This is a genomic window from Vreelandella janggokensis (assembly GCF_031451615.1).
GTDB lineage: Bacteria > Pseudomonadota > Gammaproteobacteria > Pseudomonadales > Halomonadaceae > Vreelandella > Vreelandella janggokensis.
The window spans coordinates 295,817-312,783 of the sequence record NZ_JARWAJ010000001.1 but is presented as its reverse complement, the minus strand read 5'-3'; the positions used below and the strand labels follow the sequence as shown (position 1 = coordinate 312,783).

Annotated in this window: 14 protein-coding genes and 1 tRNA gene; 3 read left to right on the top strand and 12 right to left on the bottom strand. The window is 57.5% G+C overall.

What is annotated here, in order from left to right; all coding sequences use genetic code 11:
* Positions 1-17: 17 nt before the first annotated feature.
* Entirely contained in the window at positions 18-3,224 is a 3,207-nt protein-coding gene (locus tag QC816_RS01465; protein ID WP_309780633.1) for a type I restriction endonuclease subunit R, read from the bottom strand.
* 278 nt (positions 3,225-3,502) lie between these two features.
* Here QC816_RS01465 and QC816_RS01460 point away from each other — a divergent pair, with 278 nt between their 5' ends.
* On the top strand, positions 3,503-3,994 hold the full coding sequence (locus QC816_RS01460) for a hypothetical protein (RefSeq protein WP_309780632.1): 492 nt from the start codon (positions 3,503-3,505) through the stop codon (positions 3,992-3,994).
* A gap of 51 nt (positions 3,995-4,045) precedes the next feature.
* Here QC816_RS01460 and QC816_RS01455 read toward each other — a convergent pair whose 3' ends face one another.
* From QC816_RS01455 to QC816_RS01430, 6 genes are all read right to left on the bottom strand, one after another.
* Positions 4,046-4,567 (bottom strand): hypothetical protein, encoded by a 522-nt coding sequence (locus QC816_RS01455; protein ID WP_309780631.1) that lies wholly within the window; start codon positions 4,565-4,567, stop codon positions 4,046-4,048.
* Positions 4,560-5,528, bottom strand: a complete 969-nt coding sequence (locus QC816_RS01450) for a GIY-YIG nuclease family protein (protein ID WP_309780630.1) — start codon at positions 5,526-5,528, stop codon at positions 4,560-4,562. Before QC816_RS01450 ends, QC816_RS01455 begins: the two co-directional genes overlap by 8 nt.
* Before the next feature lie 77 nt (positions 5,529-5,605).
* Positions 5,606-5,806 (bottom strand): hypothetical protein, encoded by a 201-nt coding sequence (locus tag QC816_RS01445; RefSeq protein WP_309780629.1) that lies wholly within the window; start codon positions 5,804-5,806, stop codon positions 5,606-5,608.
* Positions 5,803-7,200, bottom strand: coding sequence for a restriction endonuclease subunit S (locus QC816_RS01440; protein ID WP_309780628.1), 1,398 nt, complete (start codon positions 7,198-7,200; stop codon positions 5,803-5,805). Before QC816_RS01440 ends, QC816_RS01445 begins: the two co-directional genes overlap by 4 nt.
* Positions 7,197-9,173: a type I restriction-modification system subunit M gene (locus QC816_RS01435; RefSeq protein ID WP_309780627.1), complete on the bottom strand. Its 1,977-nt coding sequence runs from the start codon at positions 9,171-9,173 to the stop codon at positions 7,197-7,199. The genes QC816_RS01440 and QC816_RS01435 overlap by 4 nt, the downstream gene beginning before the upstream one ends.
* Before the next feature lie 182 nt (positions 9,174-9,355).
* Positions 9,356-9,432, bottom strand: a tRNA-Ile gene (locus QC816_RS01430).
* A gap of 144 nt (positions 9,433-9,576) precedes the next feature.
* Here QC816_RS01430 and QC816_RS01425 point away from each other — a divergent pair.
* Complete coding sequence (locus QC816_RS01425; RefSeq protein ID WP_199283867.1) at positions 9,577-10,152, top strand: hypothetical protein; 576 nt, start codon at positions 9,577-9,579, stop codon at positions 10,150-10,152.
* On the opposite strand, the gene QC816_RS01420 is transcribed toward QC816_RS01425, so the two are convergent.
* The 5 genes from QC816_RS01420 to QC816_RS01400 form a co-directional block, all read right to left on the bottom strand.
* The gene (locus QC816_RS01420; protein WP_309780626.1) at positions 10,149-11,924 is read right to left on the bottom strand and encodes an ABC transporter ATP-binding protein; all 1,776 of its coding nucleotides are present in this window, start codon (positions 11,922-11,924) and stop codon (positions 10,149-10,151) included. The two genes, QC816_RS01425 and QC816_RS01420, sit on opposite strands and share 4 nt — an antisense overlap.
* Before the next feature lie 170 nt (positions 11,925-12,094).
* Positions 12,095-12,898 carry an ABC transporter ATP-binding protein gene (locus QC816_RS01415; RefSeq protein WP_309780625.1) on the bottom strand — a complete coding sequence of 268 codons (804 nt, stop codon included), beginning with the start codon at positions 12,896-12,898 and terminating at the stop codon, positions 12,095-12,097.
* Positions 12,895-14,010: a FecCD family ABC transporter permease gene (locus QC816_RS01410; RefSeq protein WP_309780624.1), complete on the bottom strand. Its 1,116-nt coding sequence runs from the start codon at positions 14,008-14,010 to the stop codon at positions 12,895-12,897. Before QC816_RS01410 ends, QC816_RS01415 begins: the two co-directional genes overlap by 4 nt.
* Before the next feature lie 19 nt (positions 14,011-14,029).
* Complete coding sequence (locus tag QC816_RS01405; protein WP_085917258.1) at positions 14,030-14,998, bottom strand: FecCD family ABC transporter permease; 969 nt, start codon at positions 14,996-14,998, stop codon at positions 14,030-14,032.
* Between the two features lie 32 nt (positions 14,999-15,030).
* Positions 15,031-15,957, bottom strand: a complete 927-nt coding sequence (locus QC816_RS01400) for an ABC transporter substrate-binding protein (RefSeq protein ID WP_264823563.1) — start codon at positions 15,955-15,957, stop codon at positions 15,031-15,033.
* 263 nt (positions 15,958-16,220) lie between these two features.
* Between QC816_RS01400 and QC816_RS01395 the strand changes: the two genes are divergently transcribed.
* Complete coding sequence (locus QC816_RS01395) at positions 16,221-16,922, top strand: sulfite exporter TauE/SafE family protein (RefSeq protein ID WP_264823565.1); 702 nt, start codon at positions 16,221-16,223, stop codon at positions 16,920-16,922.
* The last annotated feature ends 45 nt before the right edge of the window (positions 16,923-16,967 follow it).

The following is a 16,967-nucleotide window of genomic DNA, read 5'->3' as shown; positions in this document are numbered from 1 at the left end:
AACCAGGAACTAACACATCACGAACTCGGCTGCGTACCTCTGGCACTCCTCCCTGACAATAACTTAAGAATCAATAGCGCAAACTGCCTACCGGTTTCCTCATCTTCCAGTAGCGGCATGGTGAGCTTTTCATGGTCGTTCATGGCATCCATGACGGCATCCGTCACACGTTTTGGAAACAACCCGTGCATGACTTGGTGGTCATCGTGATGGTTTATCTGGGCCATGACAGCGTCATCACGTTCGATGCGATCCGCAATGCCGTTGGCAAAGTGCAGCTTGTCTTCATCGCTAATATCAGCGCCATACAGGTCGTTGAGCCGTTTGATAATCTCATTGAGCTGCTGGGTTTCCGGATCGTGAGGCTTGCCGGATCCAACCTCTGTAATAGGCTTCAGGCCATAGTCGCCTTCTTTTTCGCCTAGATTCAGCTGCTGTTCGGCGCGTTTGGTTAACCGGTAGCTATCCAGCGATAGCTCACTTACGTCGAGAGGGTCACCTTCCAACAACCGATCGATGCGAAGCAGCGGATGGAGATGCTTGGCAAACACACAGAGCTGCTCAAGCTCCGCGTCATCAAAGGAAATGATTTGACTGAGAAACTCATAAGTCCGCACGAAGCTTTGCAGGTTCTTGCGGAAGAGGTCGAGCTCGTCACGGGTTTTGCCTGCATCCTCCAACTCCTGATCGGCACGCTTGCCTCCTGTTTCATCGCCCTTCTGCTCGGCCTGGCGGCGCTCCTCTTTCCATATTTCCTGCTGTTCGAGGATCACTTCATAGCGCCTTTTAAAGCGTTCTTGAGCAGGTTTGCAGTGATAACTCAGGCGTGACGAGGGTGCTTTGGGGTCGAAAAAGGCGGTAGCGAACGCCTCCACCTCAGGCCAGTGGTAAATGCCAATGGCGTCCAAGCTGCGCTTGATGTCATACACCACCTGAGGATCTGAGACATCGGCCAGCGTTGCCTTGCGGTAATAGGGAGCAAAGGCCTCGAGTATATCCTTCGGCTCGTTGAAAAAGTCGAGAATAAATGTCTGCTTGCCGGGGAAGAGCCGGTTGAGGCGTGAGAGCGTTTGCACGCAATCCACGCCCTGTAGCTTTTTATCTACATACATCGCACACAGCTTGGGCTGATCAAAACCGGTCTGGTACTTGTTGGCGGCAATCATCACATTGAAATCGTCGGTGTCGAAAGCATCCGACAAATCTCGCCCTCGCAAACCTGGGTTGAGAAGCTGGCTAGATTCGCTAACCTCTTCAACGATCACTTCATCAGGCAGCACCGTACCCGAAAAGGCGACCAGCGGGTGCACATCGGTATAGCCTTTTGATTCAACGTACTTCCGCATAGCGAGCTGATAGCGCACTGCTTCCTGGCGGCTGGCAGTGACCACCATGGCTTTCGCTTGACCATCCAGCAGATGACGCACATTGGCGCGGTAATGCTCCACAATGACTTCTACACGCTGGGCAATGTTGTAAGGGTGTAGTCGCACCCACTTAGCCAGAGTGCGCGAGGCCTCTTTGGCGTCCACCTCCTGCGCTTCGGCATCCGGGTGTGCGAGCTTCCAGGCGGTACTGTAGGTAACGTAATTGCGCAGCACATCAAGGATGAAACCTTCTTCGATTGCCTGGCGCATGGAATAGAGATGGAAAGGCTCAGGCTTGTTTTCCGCGCTCGGCGGTAAGGCGGGGTCCGGCGCACGACCAAAAAGCTCCAGCGTTTTGGCTTTGGGTGTTGCCGTAAAGGCATAGTAACTAATGCTTTCGCTTGGGCGGCGCGAGGCCACTGCCGCATCCAGCATCATTTCCGCGCTGATGTCTTCATCATCACCCGCCATTTCATCTGCGGCAGCCAGCAGCGCTTTGAGCTTGGTGGCCGAACTACCGGTCTGCGAAGAATGGGCTTCATCTGCTATCACCGCGTAGTGGCCCTCGGCTAGCTGAGGGCGCTTGTCCAGCGCATCAAACAGCGCCGGAAAGGTCTGGATCGTGACAATGATGATGCGCGTATTATTGGCAAGCGCGTCCGCCAACTGCTCTGATTTGCTCTGGTTACCCACATCGCGGGTAATGGGACACACCACTCCATGGGCGTGCTCGAACTGGTAAATGGTGTCTTGGAGCTGACTATCGAGCACCGTGCGGTCGGTCACCACAATGACCGAATTGAAGCGCTTTTGCTGGCCGCTTTCGTCGTACAAATTAGCAAGCTGATGGGCCAGCCAGGCGATAGAGTTGGACTTACCCGACCCTGCGCTGTGCTGAACCAGGTAGCGCTGACCGGGCGCTTCCTGATGAGTTGTGGCTACCAGCTGATTGACGACTTCCCATTGGTGGTAACGCGGAAAAATAAGCGTTTCTTTTGTTTTTCGACGACCGTAAAAATCTTCACTGGTCTTCTTTTCAAGGTGCAGGAAGCGCCCCAAAACCTTGAGCCAGGCATCCGGTGAAAACACGCGCTCCCACAAATAGGTGGTCGCATAGCGGTTCTCGTCTTCCGGCAGTGGGTTACCCGCGCCGCCACCCTCAGTGCCTTGGTTAAAGGGCAGAAAGAAGGTGTCTTTACCCGCCAGCTTAGTAGCCATCGCCACCTCGGCCTGGCTGACGGCAAAATGCACCAGCGCGCCGCGCTTGAACGCTAGCAGCGGCTCGATCTTGCGGGTGATCGGGTCTTTCAGCGGGCGGTCGTTACGATACTGACGCTTGGCGTTTTCTACCGACTGCTTGAACTCGCTTTTCAGCTCCAAGGTGGCTGTAGGGATGCCGTTGACGAACAGCACCAGATCCAAACGTGGGTTATAGCTTTGGCTGCCCTGGCCTTTTTCTTGCGCATGAGGCGAATAAGACACCTCCGGCACCACGCGCAGGCGATTGGCCCTGTAGCGGGCAAGTGCTTCGGGGTTCATGGCGTGGTCAGGTTTGAAGCTGCACAGATCGAACGCCACCCCCGGCACCTTGAAACCATGGCGCAGCACCTCAAGCGTGCCCGCCCGTTCAAGCTCGCGGACCACCTTCTGGACGAAGACTTGCTCGGACGCTTGCGGGTTGGCCTTGCAGAACTTTTCCCAGCGCTCGGGCCAAGCGTCCTGCACATAGCCCAACAGATCTTCAGTGTAGAGGGCTGATGTGCGGTCGTAGCCAGTGGCCGTGCCAACCCGCCAACCATCAGCGGCCATGGCGTCAATGATGTCCTGCTGGAACCGGCCTTCCCTGCTGTCCGCCACGATAAGCACCCCGAAGTTAAATCAATGTGCACAGACTACAACGAAGCCAGACAGAATGGAAAAACGGGTTCTACTACCCTTTCCCCTAAGGCGTTGATTTTTAATTTCATGTTCATCTGACACCTTTTCCTCAGTGACATTATCTGAATTTTGGTTAATATACGCTTGGCTTCGCTTCGGTTAACTTCGGATAACAAGAAACGGCAGTCATCGTAACGCCCTTATGGCAATTGATTGAAATATGACAGCGGGTGGGAACTCGCTTATGGAGTAAAAAAATGGTAGGGAACATGACGTTTAAAGGGATCGGGAAAATGCTATTGGCGTTTGTTGCGCTGGCACTTATCACTGGCTGTGCTGCCAAAGCTCCCTCTTCAGCGAATATACAGAATGAACTTCAGGGCTTTAAGTTACCGCAACAGCCTAGTGCTGATGAAGGCATGGTCTATGTGGTTCGCCCAGAGATGACAGGCACGTTGGTTCGCTTTAATGTTTTCTTGAATGACCAAGAAGACGCTTCAGAAGTCGGCCATACACGCGGCAGTGAGCACATTTACTTTCCCGTAGAGCCGGGTCAACACACCATTTATTCAAAAGCAGAGAACTGGGCATCCGTTGACGTAGACGTATCACCGGGCGAAACGGTCTTTATTCGCCAGCACGCGAAGATGGGACTTATCATGGCGCGCAACTCATTGTCATTGCTGGAAGCGATGGAAGGTGAGTATTTTGTTAAAGAGACCAGCCCCGGCACGATGATCAATCGCTAATCCTCGTGACGACTCGGAGCCCCGCTATATAGCGGGGTTTCTTATTTGGTTTCAGATACCTAGCGCATTAAGCTCATCACGGCTATAAACCCGCCCATAGCGACTAATGAGCCCCTTGGGGCCAAGCATCGTTAAACTAACAATCGGCGTGGCGATTTTAGCAAAGCCATCCTCCATTGCTCGCTCCTGCTGCACCAATGTAAGTACACCAATCCGCTCCGGCGTATAATGCTCGCCTAGTTCCATAAGCAAAAACTGAGTCCAACCGGGAGTGAGACGCACACTTCGGCCGCGACGGTTTTCGTGGGTGATGGCTTTAACCTGGGTTCGCTGGCCACCCTCTTCCAAATCAAAACCGGGGTTTGAGCTACCTGACATCATTGAGGGCTGTTGGCCAAGCGCTTCTAAAAAGCGGAGCCCAATAAACTCACCAATACGGCCAATGATGTTGTCGTTACCGCCAATGCGCTCAGGCACTTCGCGCCCTAATGCCAAAATGGCTTGGCGTGCCTGGAGATAATGGTCAATCGCCTGCTGGATCTCGGCATCGCGGTGCTGCTGGGGCTTATCCATCATCGCCCTCATTCGGCATTGATGCCGCAGCATTGACCTGCTGGTCTTGCCAATCGGCATAGGACTGTCCCGTGGCCTCTACCTTCCAATCAACACGACCGTTAGCGGCACGCCCTGCGACAATGGCGGCGGCCGGGCTGGGACTCGTGAAGCCATAGTCACGCGTGAATATCTTGAACCCGTTACCATCGTCCATCAGCACACCTTCATCACAAAGCTGCTTATAGAGATGCCGATAGTTGTGCTTCAGGTCTATCCACTCACCCCTGGCGATAGAGCCTTCAAGAACGACAAACTCACCTTCAACCTCTTGAGCGAAGGCGACAATATTTTGTCTTTTAACTTCCATCTTCAGCCTAGGGCTTGCTGAAACGCTTTGGTTTAGCTCTGGCTGGGTGGGTACTGGACGCTCAAGGCCAGAACTTGGAGTTATCTTTGTAGTGCTGCGTAAAAAATCCAGACCAAGAACAGGAAGTACCGTGCGAACCTGCTCGATAAAAAAGGCCATATCGGCGCGATCAGATTCCGGAAGTCCCACATATTCATGTGCCGTACCGTTGGCTAGTTTACAACGCCCTACAGCACCCGCTTTCTGTATCAGCAAGCTCTCCAGGTATTTCACATGAGCCTTGGTCAGGTTCTGGTCTTTACTCGTTATAAGACATACCTTCTCCCAAAAATCCTTGCCTCCTTTATCCTCAGGTCGATTGTGCTGTTTAAGCCGTGTAGCAACATCATCACTTTCACCGATATATACCAAAGGGCGTAAATCACCCTCTGGATCAGTACCGACCAAGAAGTATATTCCGGTTCTCCCACACTCGGGGCGCTGAACTAACTCGCTGAGTCTGCTGCGCGGACCTGTCAGCACATGCCCTGTCCAGTTCATAATCTCGGCGGTAAGCAGGCCATTAGGCGTGCCATCCACTAGAAACAGCCGAATGCTGCGTCCCTGTGTCATATCAACTCCGTTAGTGCTAGCCGTTTTCGCCATTTTGCGATTTAGCTATACACACTTATTGGAATACTCAGAATTGATCAATGGCGAGTCTTGGCCTGCTGTTGATCATCGGAGGCTGTGTCGTCATTGTGCGGCGCATCCTCACCAATGAAAACAGGTTTGCCGTTCTCCCAAAACACCGCGTACTGACCAAGGCGACGCTTGCGTTCCAGCGTTTCAGCCACGGCCGTTTGAAGACTATCGAGCATTTCCTGGGTATCGGGTGAAAGTTGGGTCATACCGCCTCCATCTGAGTGACCTCACCAGTCGCCACCGCAGAATCCGCTGGCGGCTGCCAGCCGCGAACATCAATCTTGCCGGTAACAGCGGCGGAAATTAGAGCGGAGCGGCGTTCTTGGAGCAATTTAATGGCCACTTCAGCATCTGTTGATAAACCATCAAGGTGGTTAAGCTGAGTATCAATCTGTTGAGCAATTTCGCTTTGCTCGGTTAACGAAGGTAACGTAGTTGGCGCTTCTGCAAGGTTTGTAAGACTAAGCCCTTCTTTTAATCCGTACTGCTCCACATTGAAATAAGTCTGCCCACCAATTGAAGCTAATGAATAACCTAAGAAACGAGAGCAGAATAATGATGCATGAGGGCGAATCAACCCAAGGTGTTGATTAACATAAGCTCTTTCTTTCACCTCATTAATAACTGCTACTCGGCCTGTATTTGCTCCGGTAATACAAACAACTACGTCATTATTTTGTAAGCGTGTTCTAACCCCTTCCGCCCCTTGTGGCGTAGTGATACGTTTTGCCTTGTCAAAAAGTATATTTAAATGATTATCTAGATCTCCGCTTTGCAAGAATATGTCTTCCCCCTCATCGTTTATAAAGTCTGACCATCCACGGGGCCCTGACGTTAAGAAAGACGAAACGTTCTTGATACGGACTACATCCCAATGCTCAGGCACCTCCCCCAGCCACTCCACCCCGGAGTCTCTCATCGGCACATCGGGGTCGAGTCCTTTGGTGACAGCATGCGAAATTACCGCTTGTCGCTTTTCCTTGAGCAGCTCGATCAGGCGCTGCTGCTCTTCCACCAAGGCGTCGATGCGGGCAGTTTCGTGGTCGAGGAAGTCCTGAATTTCAGCCTGCTCCTTAAAAGGAGGCCAGGCGATGGTGAAATTCCGAACAAACTCATCCGGCACCCGCTTCTGCCCCCCTGCACCGTACATCGATGACTCACCGAGCACTCGAAACGGCTCGGAAGAAACGACTCGATAAAGGTAATTGCTTGTAGTCAACTCAGCCTTGGGCCGCATGACAGTGAGCTCGGTCGTGCCAAAACCAACGTGATTCTTAAGGCCGCGCATGACAGCCCCTTTTCCATTTTCGAAGCAGGGTGTGATCTTTGCTATGGTGACATCTCCCTCCCGAACATAGGTATACCCTGCCAAGACCTCATTTATTGGTCGGGTTTGGTCCAGTGACAGCGACCCATCATCTCCCACGGCCTCCATGGGAATAAAACTGGCGTAGCTCTCGGCTGGCAGAGAGCGCACTTCAGACTTTGAAGGGTTAAGCTCAGCAACGTATCTAAGGCGTTTTACCTTCCAGTGCGCTGGCACTTCCCCCAACCACTCAACGCCGGAGTCCTTGTATTCAGGGTAGGCGGGGTAACTCATGCCGATAGCTCCTGAATCATCTGTTTGATCTTGTCGGTGCAGGCTTTGAGGTCGGCGTCGATTTCTTCCAGCGGGCGCGGGGGCGTGAATTGGTAGAAGTGGCGGTTAAAGGGTATCTCGAAGCCGACAATGCCAATGCGGCCATCCAGTTCGTCGCGCTTGTTTTCATCGATCCAAGCATCGGGAACGTGGGGTTTGACCTCACGCTCGAAGTAATCAAACACTGACTCGTCGTAGGGCACATTTTCATTATCGCGTAGGCCGGTATCGGGCTCCGGATTGCCTTGCTTGTCTAGGCAAATATCGGCGTCTGAGTCGCGCTCGGATAGGGCATTGAGAACTGCCTTCTGCACCGGGGCACCAATCTTCAACCCCTCGGCCTTGAGGGCGTTTTTCAGCGCTTTGGTGAAGACGTCACGGTTGGTATAGCGCTGTTCACCAAGCTGTTTGCAGGCGGCCTTGAGAGCGGCTTGCTCGGCATCATCCAGCTTCAGAATGGCTTTTTCGTCGTCCAGCTTTGCTAGGCGTTCTGCGCTGGCTTCGAAGTTCAGGCGCAGCGGCCGCTCGACGGTAATCCGCCGATAGCCAAAGGCCTCCACCGGGAAAACCTTACTTTCGTCGTTTTCTTCAAAGGCGCCGTAGAGCCGGACTATATCGTCAATGTCCCGATCAGTAATGTACTGCCGTTTGCTGCCCAGCGACTTGCGCATCTTGCTGGCCCGGCCGGTGGTGTTAATCAGTTGCACCTTGCCCTTGCGCTCGGCAGGCTTGTCGTTGGAGAGCAACCACACGTAGGTGGCAATACCGGTGTTGTAGAACATATCGGTGGGCAGGCCGATAATGGATTCCACAAGATCATGCTGCAGCAGGTAGCGGCGAATTTCGGACTCCCCACTGCCCGCGCCGCCGGTAAACAGCGGCGAGCCGTTAAGGATGATGCCTATACGCGAGCCGCCGTCCTGGCGAGTTCGCATCTTGGCCACCAGGTGCATCAAAAACAGCAGCGAGCCATCCGATACGCGTGGTAGTCCGGGCCCAAAACGACCATCGTAGCCGCGATGCTTGTGCTCGTCAGTGACCTGCTTCTGCACCTTCTTCCACTCGACGCCAAACGGCGGATTGGAAAGCATGTAATCAAAGCGCTCGCCCGCTAGCTGGTCGCCTGAGAGCGTGTTGCCCAGCTTTATCTGCTCGACCGCCTGCCCCTTCACAAGCATATCGCCCTTACAAATTGCGTAAGACTCGGGGTTAAGCTCTTGCCCATGCAGCGAGACGGTCACGTTCTGGCTGACCTGCTGAATGTACTCGTCGCTTTCGGAAAGAAAGCCGCCGGTACCCGCCGTTGGGTCATACACGGTGACGATGCTATTGGGCTTGAGCTTGGCTTCCTGGCCGGTGAGCACCAGAGACGTCGTTAAATGGACGATATCGCGGGGCGTAAAGTGCTCCCCGGCGGTTTCGTTGGAGCTTTCAGCAAACTTGCGGATCAGCTCCTCGAAAATTCCGCCCATACCGTGGTTGCTTACCCGCGCCGGGCTTAGGTCTATCGCCGCGAACTGCTGCACCACTTTGAAGAGCAGATCATTGGCGCTGAGCTGCTGAACGAAGCTTTCGAACTCGAAATGCTCGAATATCTCCCGCGCGCTCTGACTGAACGACTGCACATAGCTCATCAGGTCGTCGGCGGTCTGGGTGTCGGAGAGCGTGCCCAGGGATAGCGGCGAGGCATTGAAGAATGGCTGGTCCGCCGCGCGCAACAACAGCTTCTCGCGCACCGCTTCCGGCTTGTTTTGGTGCTGCTCGGCGGCCTGCAACACCTCGGCTTTGGTGGGCGCGAGAACACACTCCAAGCGGCGCAGCAGGGTAAACGGCAAAATGATGCGCCCATACTGCGACTGCTTGAAATCGCCGCGTAGCAGGTCTGCTACGGACCAGATGAAAGCGGCTAATTGAGAGTGACTTTCCGTGTTCAAGGTACTTCCCCACGCTAAGTAAATATTCGTTAATTGGCGAATATCATACACGCCAACCTGTGGCGTAACAGCCAGGAAGCGCGAGCGAAAATCAAGGAAGTAAGATGGGGCTCAAACGAGCGTCAAGGAAATACAGACCAAGGGACTCATAATCCCCCTGCTTTTAGAATAAGCATATAAAATGGTGGGCCCAGTCCGACTTGAACGGACGACCAAGGGATTATGAGTCCCCTGCTCTAACCAACTGAGCTATGGGCCCGAAAGGCGTGCATATCATAGCGAATGTGGTGGGACGAGGCCAGCCCCCGTTGGAGCTATCTTGTCATTTAGGCGGCACTTTTTGACGCTTAGCGGGTCTTGAGGGAAGCCCTTTTAATAAAGGCCCTTGATAAGGAGATACGCTTTGAAAGCATTGATGGCGCTTTTTTCGCTGCTGTTGGCGGTGCCAGCGCATGCGGACTGGCAGTTGGACCCTGACCGCTCGAACGTGCAGGCCTCCATTACCCAACTGAATGGCGATGAACCGCAAACCCATCACCATCAGGTACGCGACCTGCAGGGCGATATTTCCGAGGATGGCACGCTGCGCCTGCCGCTCAAGCTCAGCCAGACGGATATGCTGACGCGGTTTGGCGAACTGCCCACCTGGGCCGAGATGCTGGCCAATACCACCCTGGTCACGCTGGTGGCGCAAATGCCACCGGAACGCTTGGACGCGCTGGACATTGGCGAGTCGCTGGTTGAAACGCTGACATTCCGGTTGCAAAGCGACATGGTCAACCAGGAAGAAGCCGTCCCGCTGCGCTTCACCCGCGAGGGCTTGAATGAAGTACGCGTCACCCACGCCGAACCCATGGTCTTGGATGGCCGCGCACTGATGGCCAACGCGACGCTGCGCAGCGTACTCTCGCTGCTGGGCTATCAGGAGATCGACGAGCACGTGCCGGTCACGCTCGATGCGCGGCTAGTTAACCGTTAAGCGCTTATAGTGTCGGCGTCTCCCATCTCGGCCTCGCCGGTTTGCACCCGCCACTGGGCGGCGTAGTGGCCGTTGGCCGCCAGCAGGCTTTGATGGTTGCCGCGCTCGGCCACACGACCCTTTTCGATCACCACGATTTCATCGGCGTGCACGATGGTGGATAGCCGGTGGGCAATCATGATCACCGTGCGCCCGTGGGCGATGCGTTTCAGCGAGCGCTGAATGGCCGCCTCAGTCTCGTTGTCCACCGCGCTGGTGGCCTCATCCAGCACCAAAATCGGCGGATCCTTGAGCAGCGCCCGGGCCAGCGAGAGCCGCTGACGCTGGCCGCCGGAAAGCCGCACGCCCCGCTCGCCTACCGGCGTGTCCAGCCCCTGGGGCAAGGTTTCGATAAAGCTCCACGCCTCGGCGGTTTTGGCCGCATCGATAATCGCATTGTCATCAGCGTCCGGCTTGCCGTAGGCGATATTGTCGCGAATGCTGCCTTCAAACAGATAAACGTCCTGGCTGACCAGGCCAATCGCCTGGCGCAGTGAGTGCATACTCACGTCCATGACCGGCTGGCCGTCGATCAGCACCCGCCCGCTTTCGGGGTCGTAAAAGCGGAGTAACAGCTTCACCAGCGTTGATTTGCCGGAACCCGTAGCGCCGACCAGCGCCAGGGTATGCCCGGCAGGCGCGTGGAGATCAATCCCGTCAACACCGACTTCGCTTGCCGAGTAATGAAAGCTCACCGATTCGAAGCGCACTTCGCCCTGGACGGGTTGGGCCAGCGGCGTGGCGCTGTCGTCCTTCACGGTAATCGGCTCTTCCAGGAGGTCGAGAATCCGCTTGGTGCTGGCCATGGCGCGTTCGAACAGGTCGATCACCTGGGCGAGGCCGGTCAGCGGCCACAGCAGGCGCTGGGTCAAAAACACCAGCACGCCGTAGGCACCCACGTTGAGCGAGCCGTTCAGCGCCATCATGCCGCCGACGGTAAAGGTGGCCAGAAAGCCTGCCAGAATCGCCATGCGGATGACGGGAATAAACGCGGAACTCACCTGGATCGCCCGGCGGTTGGCATCAACGTAGGCTTCGCTCGCGTCGCGCAGGCGCTCGGCTTCGCGGTCTTCGCTGGTAAAGCTCTTGATGGTGGCAATGCCGCTCAGGTTATTGGAAAGTCGGCTTCCCAGGTCCCCGACCTTTTCGCGCACGTCGCTGTAGAGCGGCCCGGCTTTGCGCTGGAAGTAAAACGCGCCCCAGATGATCAGCGGAATGGGCGTAAACGCCAGCAGCGCGATCAGCGGCGAGAGCACGAAGAACACTGCGCCCACGGCCACCACGGTGACACCCACTTGAATCAGCGCGTTGGCGCCGCCGTCGAGAAACCGCTCCAACTGGTTGACGTCGTCGTTCATGGTGGCGACCAGCTGGCCGGAGCTTTTCGATTCGAAGAAGGCCATATCCAGCCGCTGGGCATGCTCGTAGGCGTCCTGGCGCATATCCGCCTGGAGTCGCTGGGCCAGATTGCGCCAGAGGATCTGGAACAGGTACTCGAATAGCGACTCCCCCGCCCAGATAAAGAACGTCAGCACGGCGAGAATGGTGATCTGCTCTTGGGGCGTCTCAAAGCCTAACCGCGCCACAAAGCTCTGTTCCTGGTTGACCACCACGTCGATCGCCACGCCGATGAGGATCTCGGGGGCGATGTCGAACAGCTTGTTGATGATGGAGCAAACGGTGGCGGCGATAATCCGCCGCCGGTAGCCCTTGGCGTAGCGCAAAAGGCGCATTAGCGCCTGAAAGCTCTGATTCGGGGAACCATTAGCTTGAGATCGAGGCGTGGAAGAAGCCACAAGTATTCCTTACTGAGCGGTTAGGGGTCGAGGTATGCGACCTATCGTAGCATTTTCCAATCATTGTCATGGGGCTGGGGCTTGTAGACAACGCTTGGAAATCGGGCTCAGGAACAGGCGCGGCGCACGTTGGCAAGCAAAGGGCTACCGGTATCGGGGTCGATAATCAGCGTGCAGTCCACCTGGTAAAGCGCACGTACCAGTTCCGGTGTAACGACCTCTGCCGGCGCTCCCTGGGCGACAATCTGCCCGTCATTCAGGGCGATGAGATGATCCGCGTAGCGGCAGGCGCTGGCCAGATCGTGAAGTACCATGACCACCGTACGTCCCTGGCTGGCGAGATGGCGTACCAGTTCGAACACCTCGATCTGATGGCCCAGGTCCAGTGCTGAGGTTGGCTCATCGAGAAGCAACAGCGGTGTTTGCTGGGCGATGGTCATGGCGATCCATGCCCGCTGGCGCTGCCCGCCGGAAAGCGCTTCCAGTGGCCGTTCGGCCAATGCCTCAAGCCCCGCAGCGTGTAAGGCGTGTTCCACCACGCGCTGGTCTTCCGCCGACCACTGGCGCAGCCAGCCCTGGTGCGGTTGGCGACCGAAACGAATCAGTTCACTGACCGTAAGCCCTTCCGGCGCGACGGCCTCCTGCGGCAGCAAGGCGAGCTTTCTGGCCAGTTCGCGGCCGGGCAGGCGCTGAATGTCCTCGCCGCTCAACAACACCGTGCCATTGTCGGGTTTATGCAAACGGGCAAGGCCCGACAGCAGCGTGGACTTGCCGCACCCATTGGGGCCCACAATCGCGGTCACCCGGCCGCTGGGCAGGCTGACGCCTAACGACGCGATAACCCGTCGCGGGCCATAGCTCAGGTCGAGCGCGTTGGTGGTCAGCGTGGGCGATGGTTCAACCTGCGTCATGCGTGGCTCCGTTGCGGGCGCATTAATATCCATAACAGCCAAGGGCCGCCGGTCACCGCGGTGACAATGCCGACGGGAATTTCAATCGGGGCAAGCAGGGTACGCCCGGCGAGATCCGCAAGGACCATCACCAACGCCCCCGCAAGCGTCGACGCCAGTAGGGGCACCTGGCGTGAGCTGGAGAGCGAACGGGCGATTTCCGGGCCGATCAGCCCGACCATGCCGACGGGGCCAGCCACCGCAACTGCCAGCGCGGTCAATACGACCGAGAGCATCAGCACCTGAAAGCGGCGGGCTTTGACATTGACGCCTAGCCCATAGGCGGTGGCGTCCTTGAAGCGCATCAGCGATAGCGGACGCGCGACGACGCAAGCGGCGATCACGCCCGCGCCCAACCCAACGGCAAGCAAGCCAACCGCGTCACCGGGGCGGGCATTCAGCGACCCGACGGTCCAGGGGTAAGCGGCGTTGGCGGTATCGATCGCCACCCGCGCCAGCATAAGTTGCGTCACCGCACCAAACACCGCGCCCACGCCAATCCCCGCGACGATAAACCGATAGCCCTGGGTGCCGCCGCCCGCCACCAGACCAAAGGTCAACGCGGCGGCCGTGGCGGCCCCCGCCAGCGCCATGGCAGGTGGCGCCAGCGAGACACCCATGCCCACCACCGAGGCCACAGCAAACGCGGTCGCACCGTTATCAATACCGACAATCCCCGGCGTGGCGAGCCGGTTGCGCGCCAGGGTTTGCATCAACACACCGGCGAGCGCGAAAGCCGCCCCGGTCAAACAGGCCGCCACCAACCGGGGAAGACGCAGTTCCTGGACGGTAAACACGCTGATCATTTCGCCCCGGCCGAATAGCGCTGGCAGTACGGCGCTAACCGGCAGCGCCATGCTCCCCAGGCTCAAATAAAGCACACCGGCGCACAGCAGGGCGACGCACAACCCCGTGCTGACGACCAGCGCACGTTGCTCAATCAGCACGCTGCAGACGCTCCCCCATGGGGAACGCCATGCAACACGCCAGTAGCCCGACGGCGCGGTCACCGCCTGTGGAAGGCGTTCAGGCACAAAGGTCGATGTGGAAAAGTCACTTGTTTTCGAGTTCATGACAAGCCAACGCCAGAGGTTATAAAGACGGTAGCCGCCTGGCGCGGACCACCGAGACCAGCACCGGCGCGCCGCACAGCGCGGTGAGCACACCAATCGGTAGTTCCGACGGCGCCACCGCCACGCGGGCAATCATATCTGCCGCCAACACCATCAACGGCCCAATCGGCAAGCAAAACCATAGCGTACGGCGAATGTCCGGACCGGCCATCGCCCGGGCGGCAAACGGCACCACCAAGCCGACAAAGGCAATGGGCCCAGCCATTGCCGTGGCGCCCCCTACCAGCAAGGCCACACAGGCCACGACGCACCAACGAATCAGCCCGGGGTGATGGCCCAGCCCTGAGGCCGCCCGCTCGCCCAGCGCCAACGCCGCCAGCGGGCGTGCCATTAACACCACCGCGACGGCGGCGACCAGCATGCTGGGCAGCATTGCGGCGAGGTCGTCCAGGCGTCGCCCGGAGAGGCTGCCGATGACCCAAAAGCGGATTTCATCCGCCGCGCGCTGGTCATACAGCAGCATCAGCGAGGTCAACGAGCTCAACAGCCCCGAAAACGCCGCCCCGGCCAGCACCAGCCGTACAGGATCACTGCCAACCCCACGCACCCGCGTCACGCTGAGCACACACAGACAGCCCACCAAAGCCCCCAACTGGGCAACCGAAATACGCAGCGTTGCGGCGCTGGCCCCCATCACCAATGTCAGCGCAACGGCAAACGCCGCCCCGGCGCTGACGCCCAGCAGGCCGGGTTCGGCCAGCGGATTACGCGACACCGCCTGCAACAGCGCCCCCGCGACACCCAGCGCCATGCCCACGACAATGCCAATCAAGGTGCGCGGCGCCCGCAGTTGCCACACCACAAAGCTCGCGTCGCTATCCTGGCTACCGGCCAGCACCGCCAGCGCACGCAGCGGCCCAATTTCACCGGCGCCAATCAGAAGGCTCACGAGACTCACCGCCACAAGGGCGGTGAGGAGTAACGTCATCTGCGTTCGTTGACGGGCGACGCGAAGCGGCATCACGGCAACAAGGCAGCTTCAATGTCGTCAAGGATCGCCTGGGCCGCCAGTGGGCCGTTGGCGCTCGACCATAGCTGGCCATTCACCGGCACGACCTGGTCGCGCTGTACCACGTCCAGCCGCGTAAAGGCGCTGCTTTGCTTGGCAGCTTCCAACGCTTCCCGTCCGTCTTTATTCAGCGTGGCCAAAAACAGCCAGTCGCCATCTACCCGGGAGAGGTTTTCAAGGCTCAGCACATCGCTGTGCACGCCCCGCTCGCCCACCAGCCCGGCGTCTTCCACCGTCAGGCCCACTTGATCAAGCAGCCCGGCGGCAAACAGGTTTTTCGACATGACCATCGGCCCGCCCGGCATCCAGCGCACCACAAAGGCCGTGCCGCCGACGCCCGCGTTTTCCAGAGCGCTCGCTAATTCCGCGGCGCGCTGGTCAACGGCGCTGATGGCGTCTTCGATGGCGTCCTGGCGATTAAGGGCGTTGCCGTACAGGCGCGCTTCGTCCTTCCAGTTATCCGGAGCAATCGGCTGAGTGGGCGGCACCACGGTGGGGGCAATGCGCGAAAGCAGCTGATACTGCTCTTCAGTGAGCCGAGCGGGCGCCAGGATCAAATCCGGGCGCTGCTCAAGCACGGCCTCAATGTTGATTTCGCGCACCACCCCCATGATGGCGGGTCGCTCATCGCCCAAATGCGCTTCCACATACTCGGCGACGTTATCACCACCGCGGGTGGTCACCGCGCCCAGTGGGGTTACCCCCGCCGCCAGCGAGGCATCCAGCGCGCCTTCGTACAGCGTCACCACACGCTCGGGAGTGCCGGTGACTTCCACATCGCCAAAAGCGGTATCCAGGGTGCGTGCCTGGGCGGCGCCTCCCCATAAGCCACTCAACAGTAGTCCCACAATGCCGACGCGCAGTATGTTAGCTCGCATACGTTATGCCTCGCTGGTTAGAAAGGCATGGATAGTAACGATTATCAAAAGCACTTTCATCAAGATTCAGGCGAATGGTGTGTTCCTTTCCACGCAACGCCCCGCCGCTACTATTTTCAGCCTGGAGATAACCGCCATGGCAGTCATAAGGCAATATCTGCTAGGTTATGGGGCCTTGGTAACGGGAGCATGCGGGTACTGATCAAGGAGTTAGTTCACTGGAACATTTACTTAATGGCTTATCGCCCTTCGTATTGAGTCTGTTGATAGGGACATCCTTCCTGACCTCACTGCTCACCGCCTGCCTGGGCGCCGGCGGCGGTGTCTTGCTGCTGGGCATCATGGCCCAGGTCGTTCCACCCCAGGCCATTATCCCGCTGCATGGCATGGTGCAACTAGGCTCCAACGCCAACCGGGCGGCGATGCTTTGGCGTGATATTGACCGTCAGATGGTTGTCACTTTTTTACCCGGTGCCGCGGTGGGTGCGTTGCTTGGTAGCCTGGTGCTGATTTCCCTGCCCCCTGATCTCCTCTATTTGAGCATTGCCAGCTTTATTGTGTATTTATGCTGGGGCCCGTCACTCCCCAGAATCGTCATGGGCCGGAGAGGAACCCTCTTGATGGCTACCCTCACAACGTTTTTGACGCTCTTTGTCGGGGCGACCGGCCCGTTGATCGGTGCCTATCTCAAGCAGCTCTATCATCAACGCTTCACGATCGTCGCGACGCTGGCGGCGGTCATGAGCTTGCAGCACGTCATTAAAATCGCGGTCTTTCAGCAGGCGGGCTTTTCCCTTGCCCCCTGGCTGCCGCTAGCGGCCGCCATGATCGCAAGCGGTGCCATCGGCACCTGGGCGGGCCTGCGCATTTTGAAGTACATGCCGGAGCGCCATTTTGCCCATATCTTCAATTGGGTTCTGACACTGCTGGCCGTTCGCCTGGCTTGGCAGGCGATGACCGGTTAACCCTCGACGCCATACACAAAAGCAGGGAGCCACTTTATATCGTGG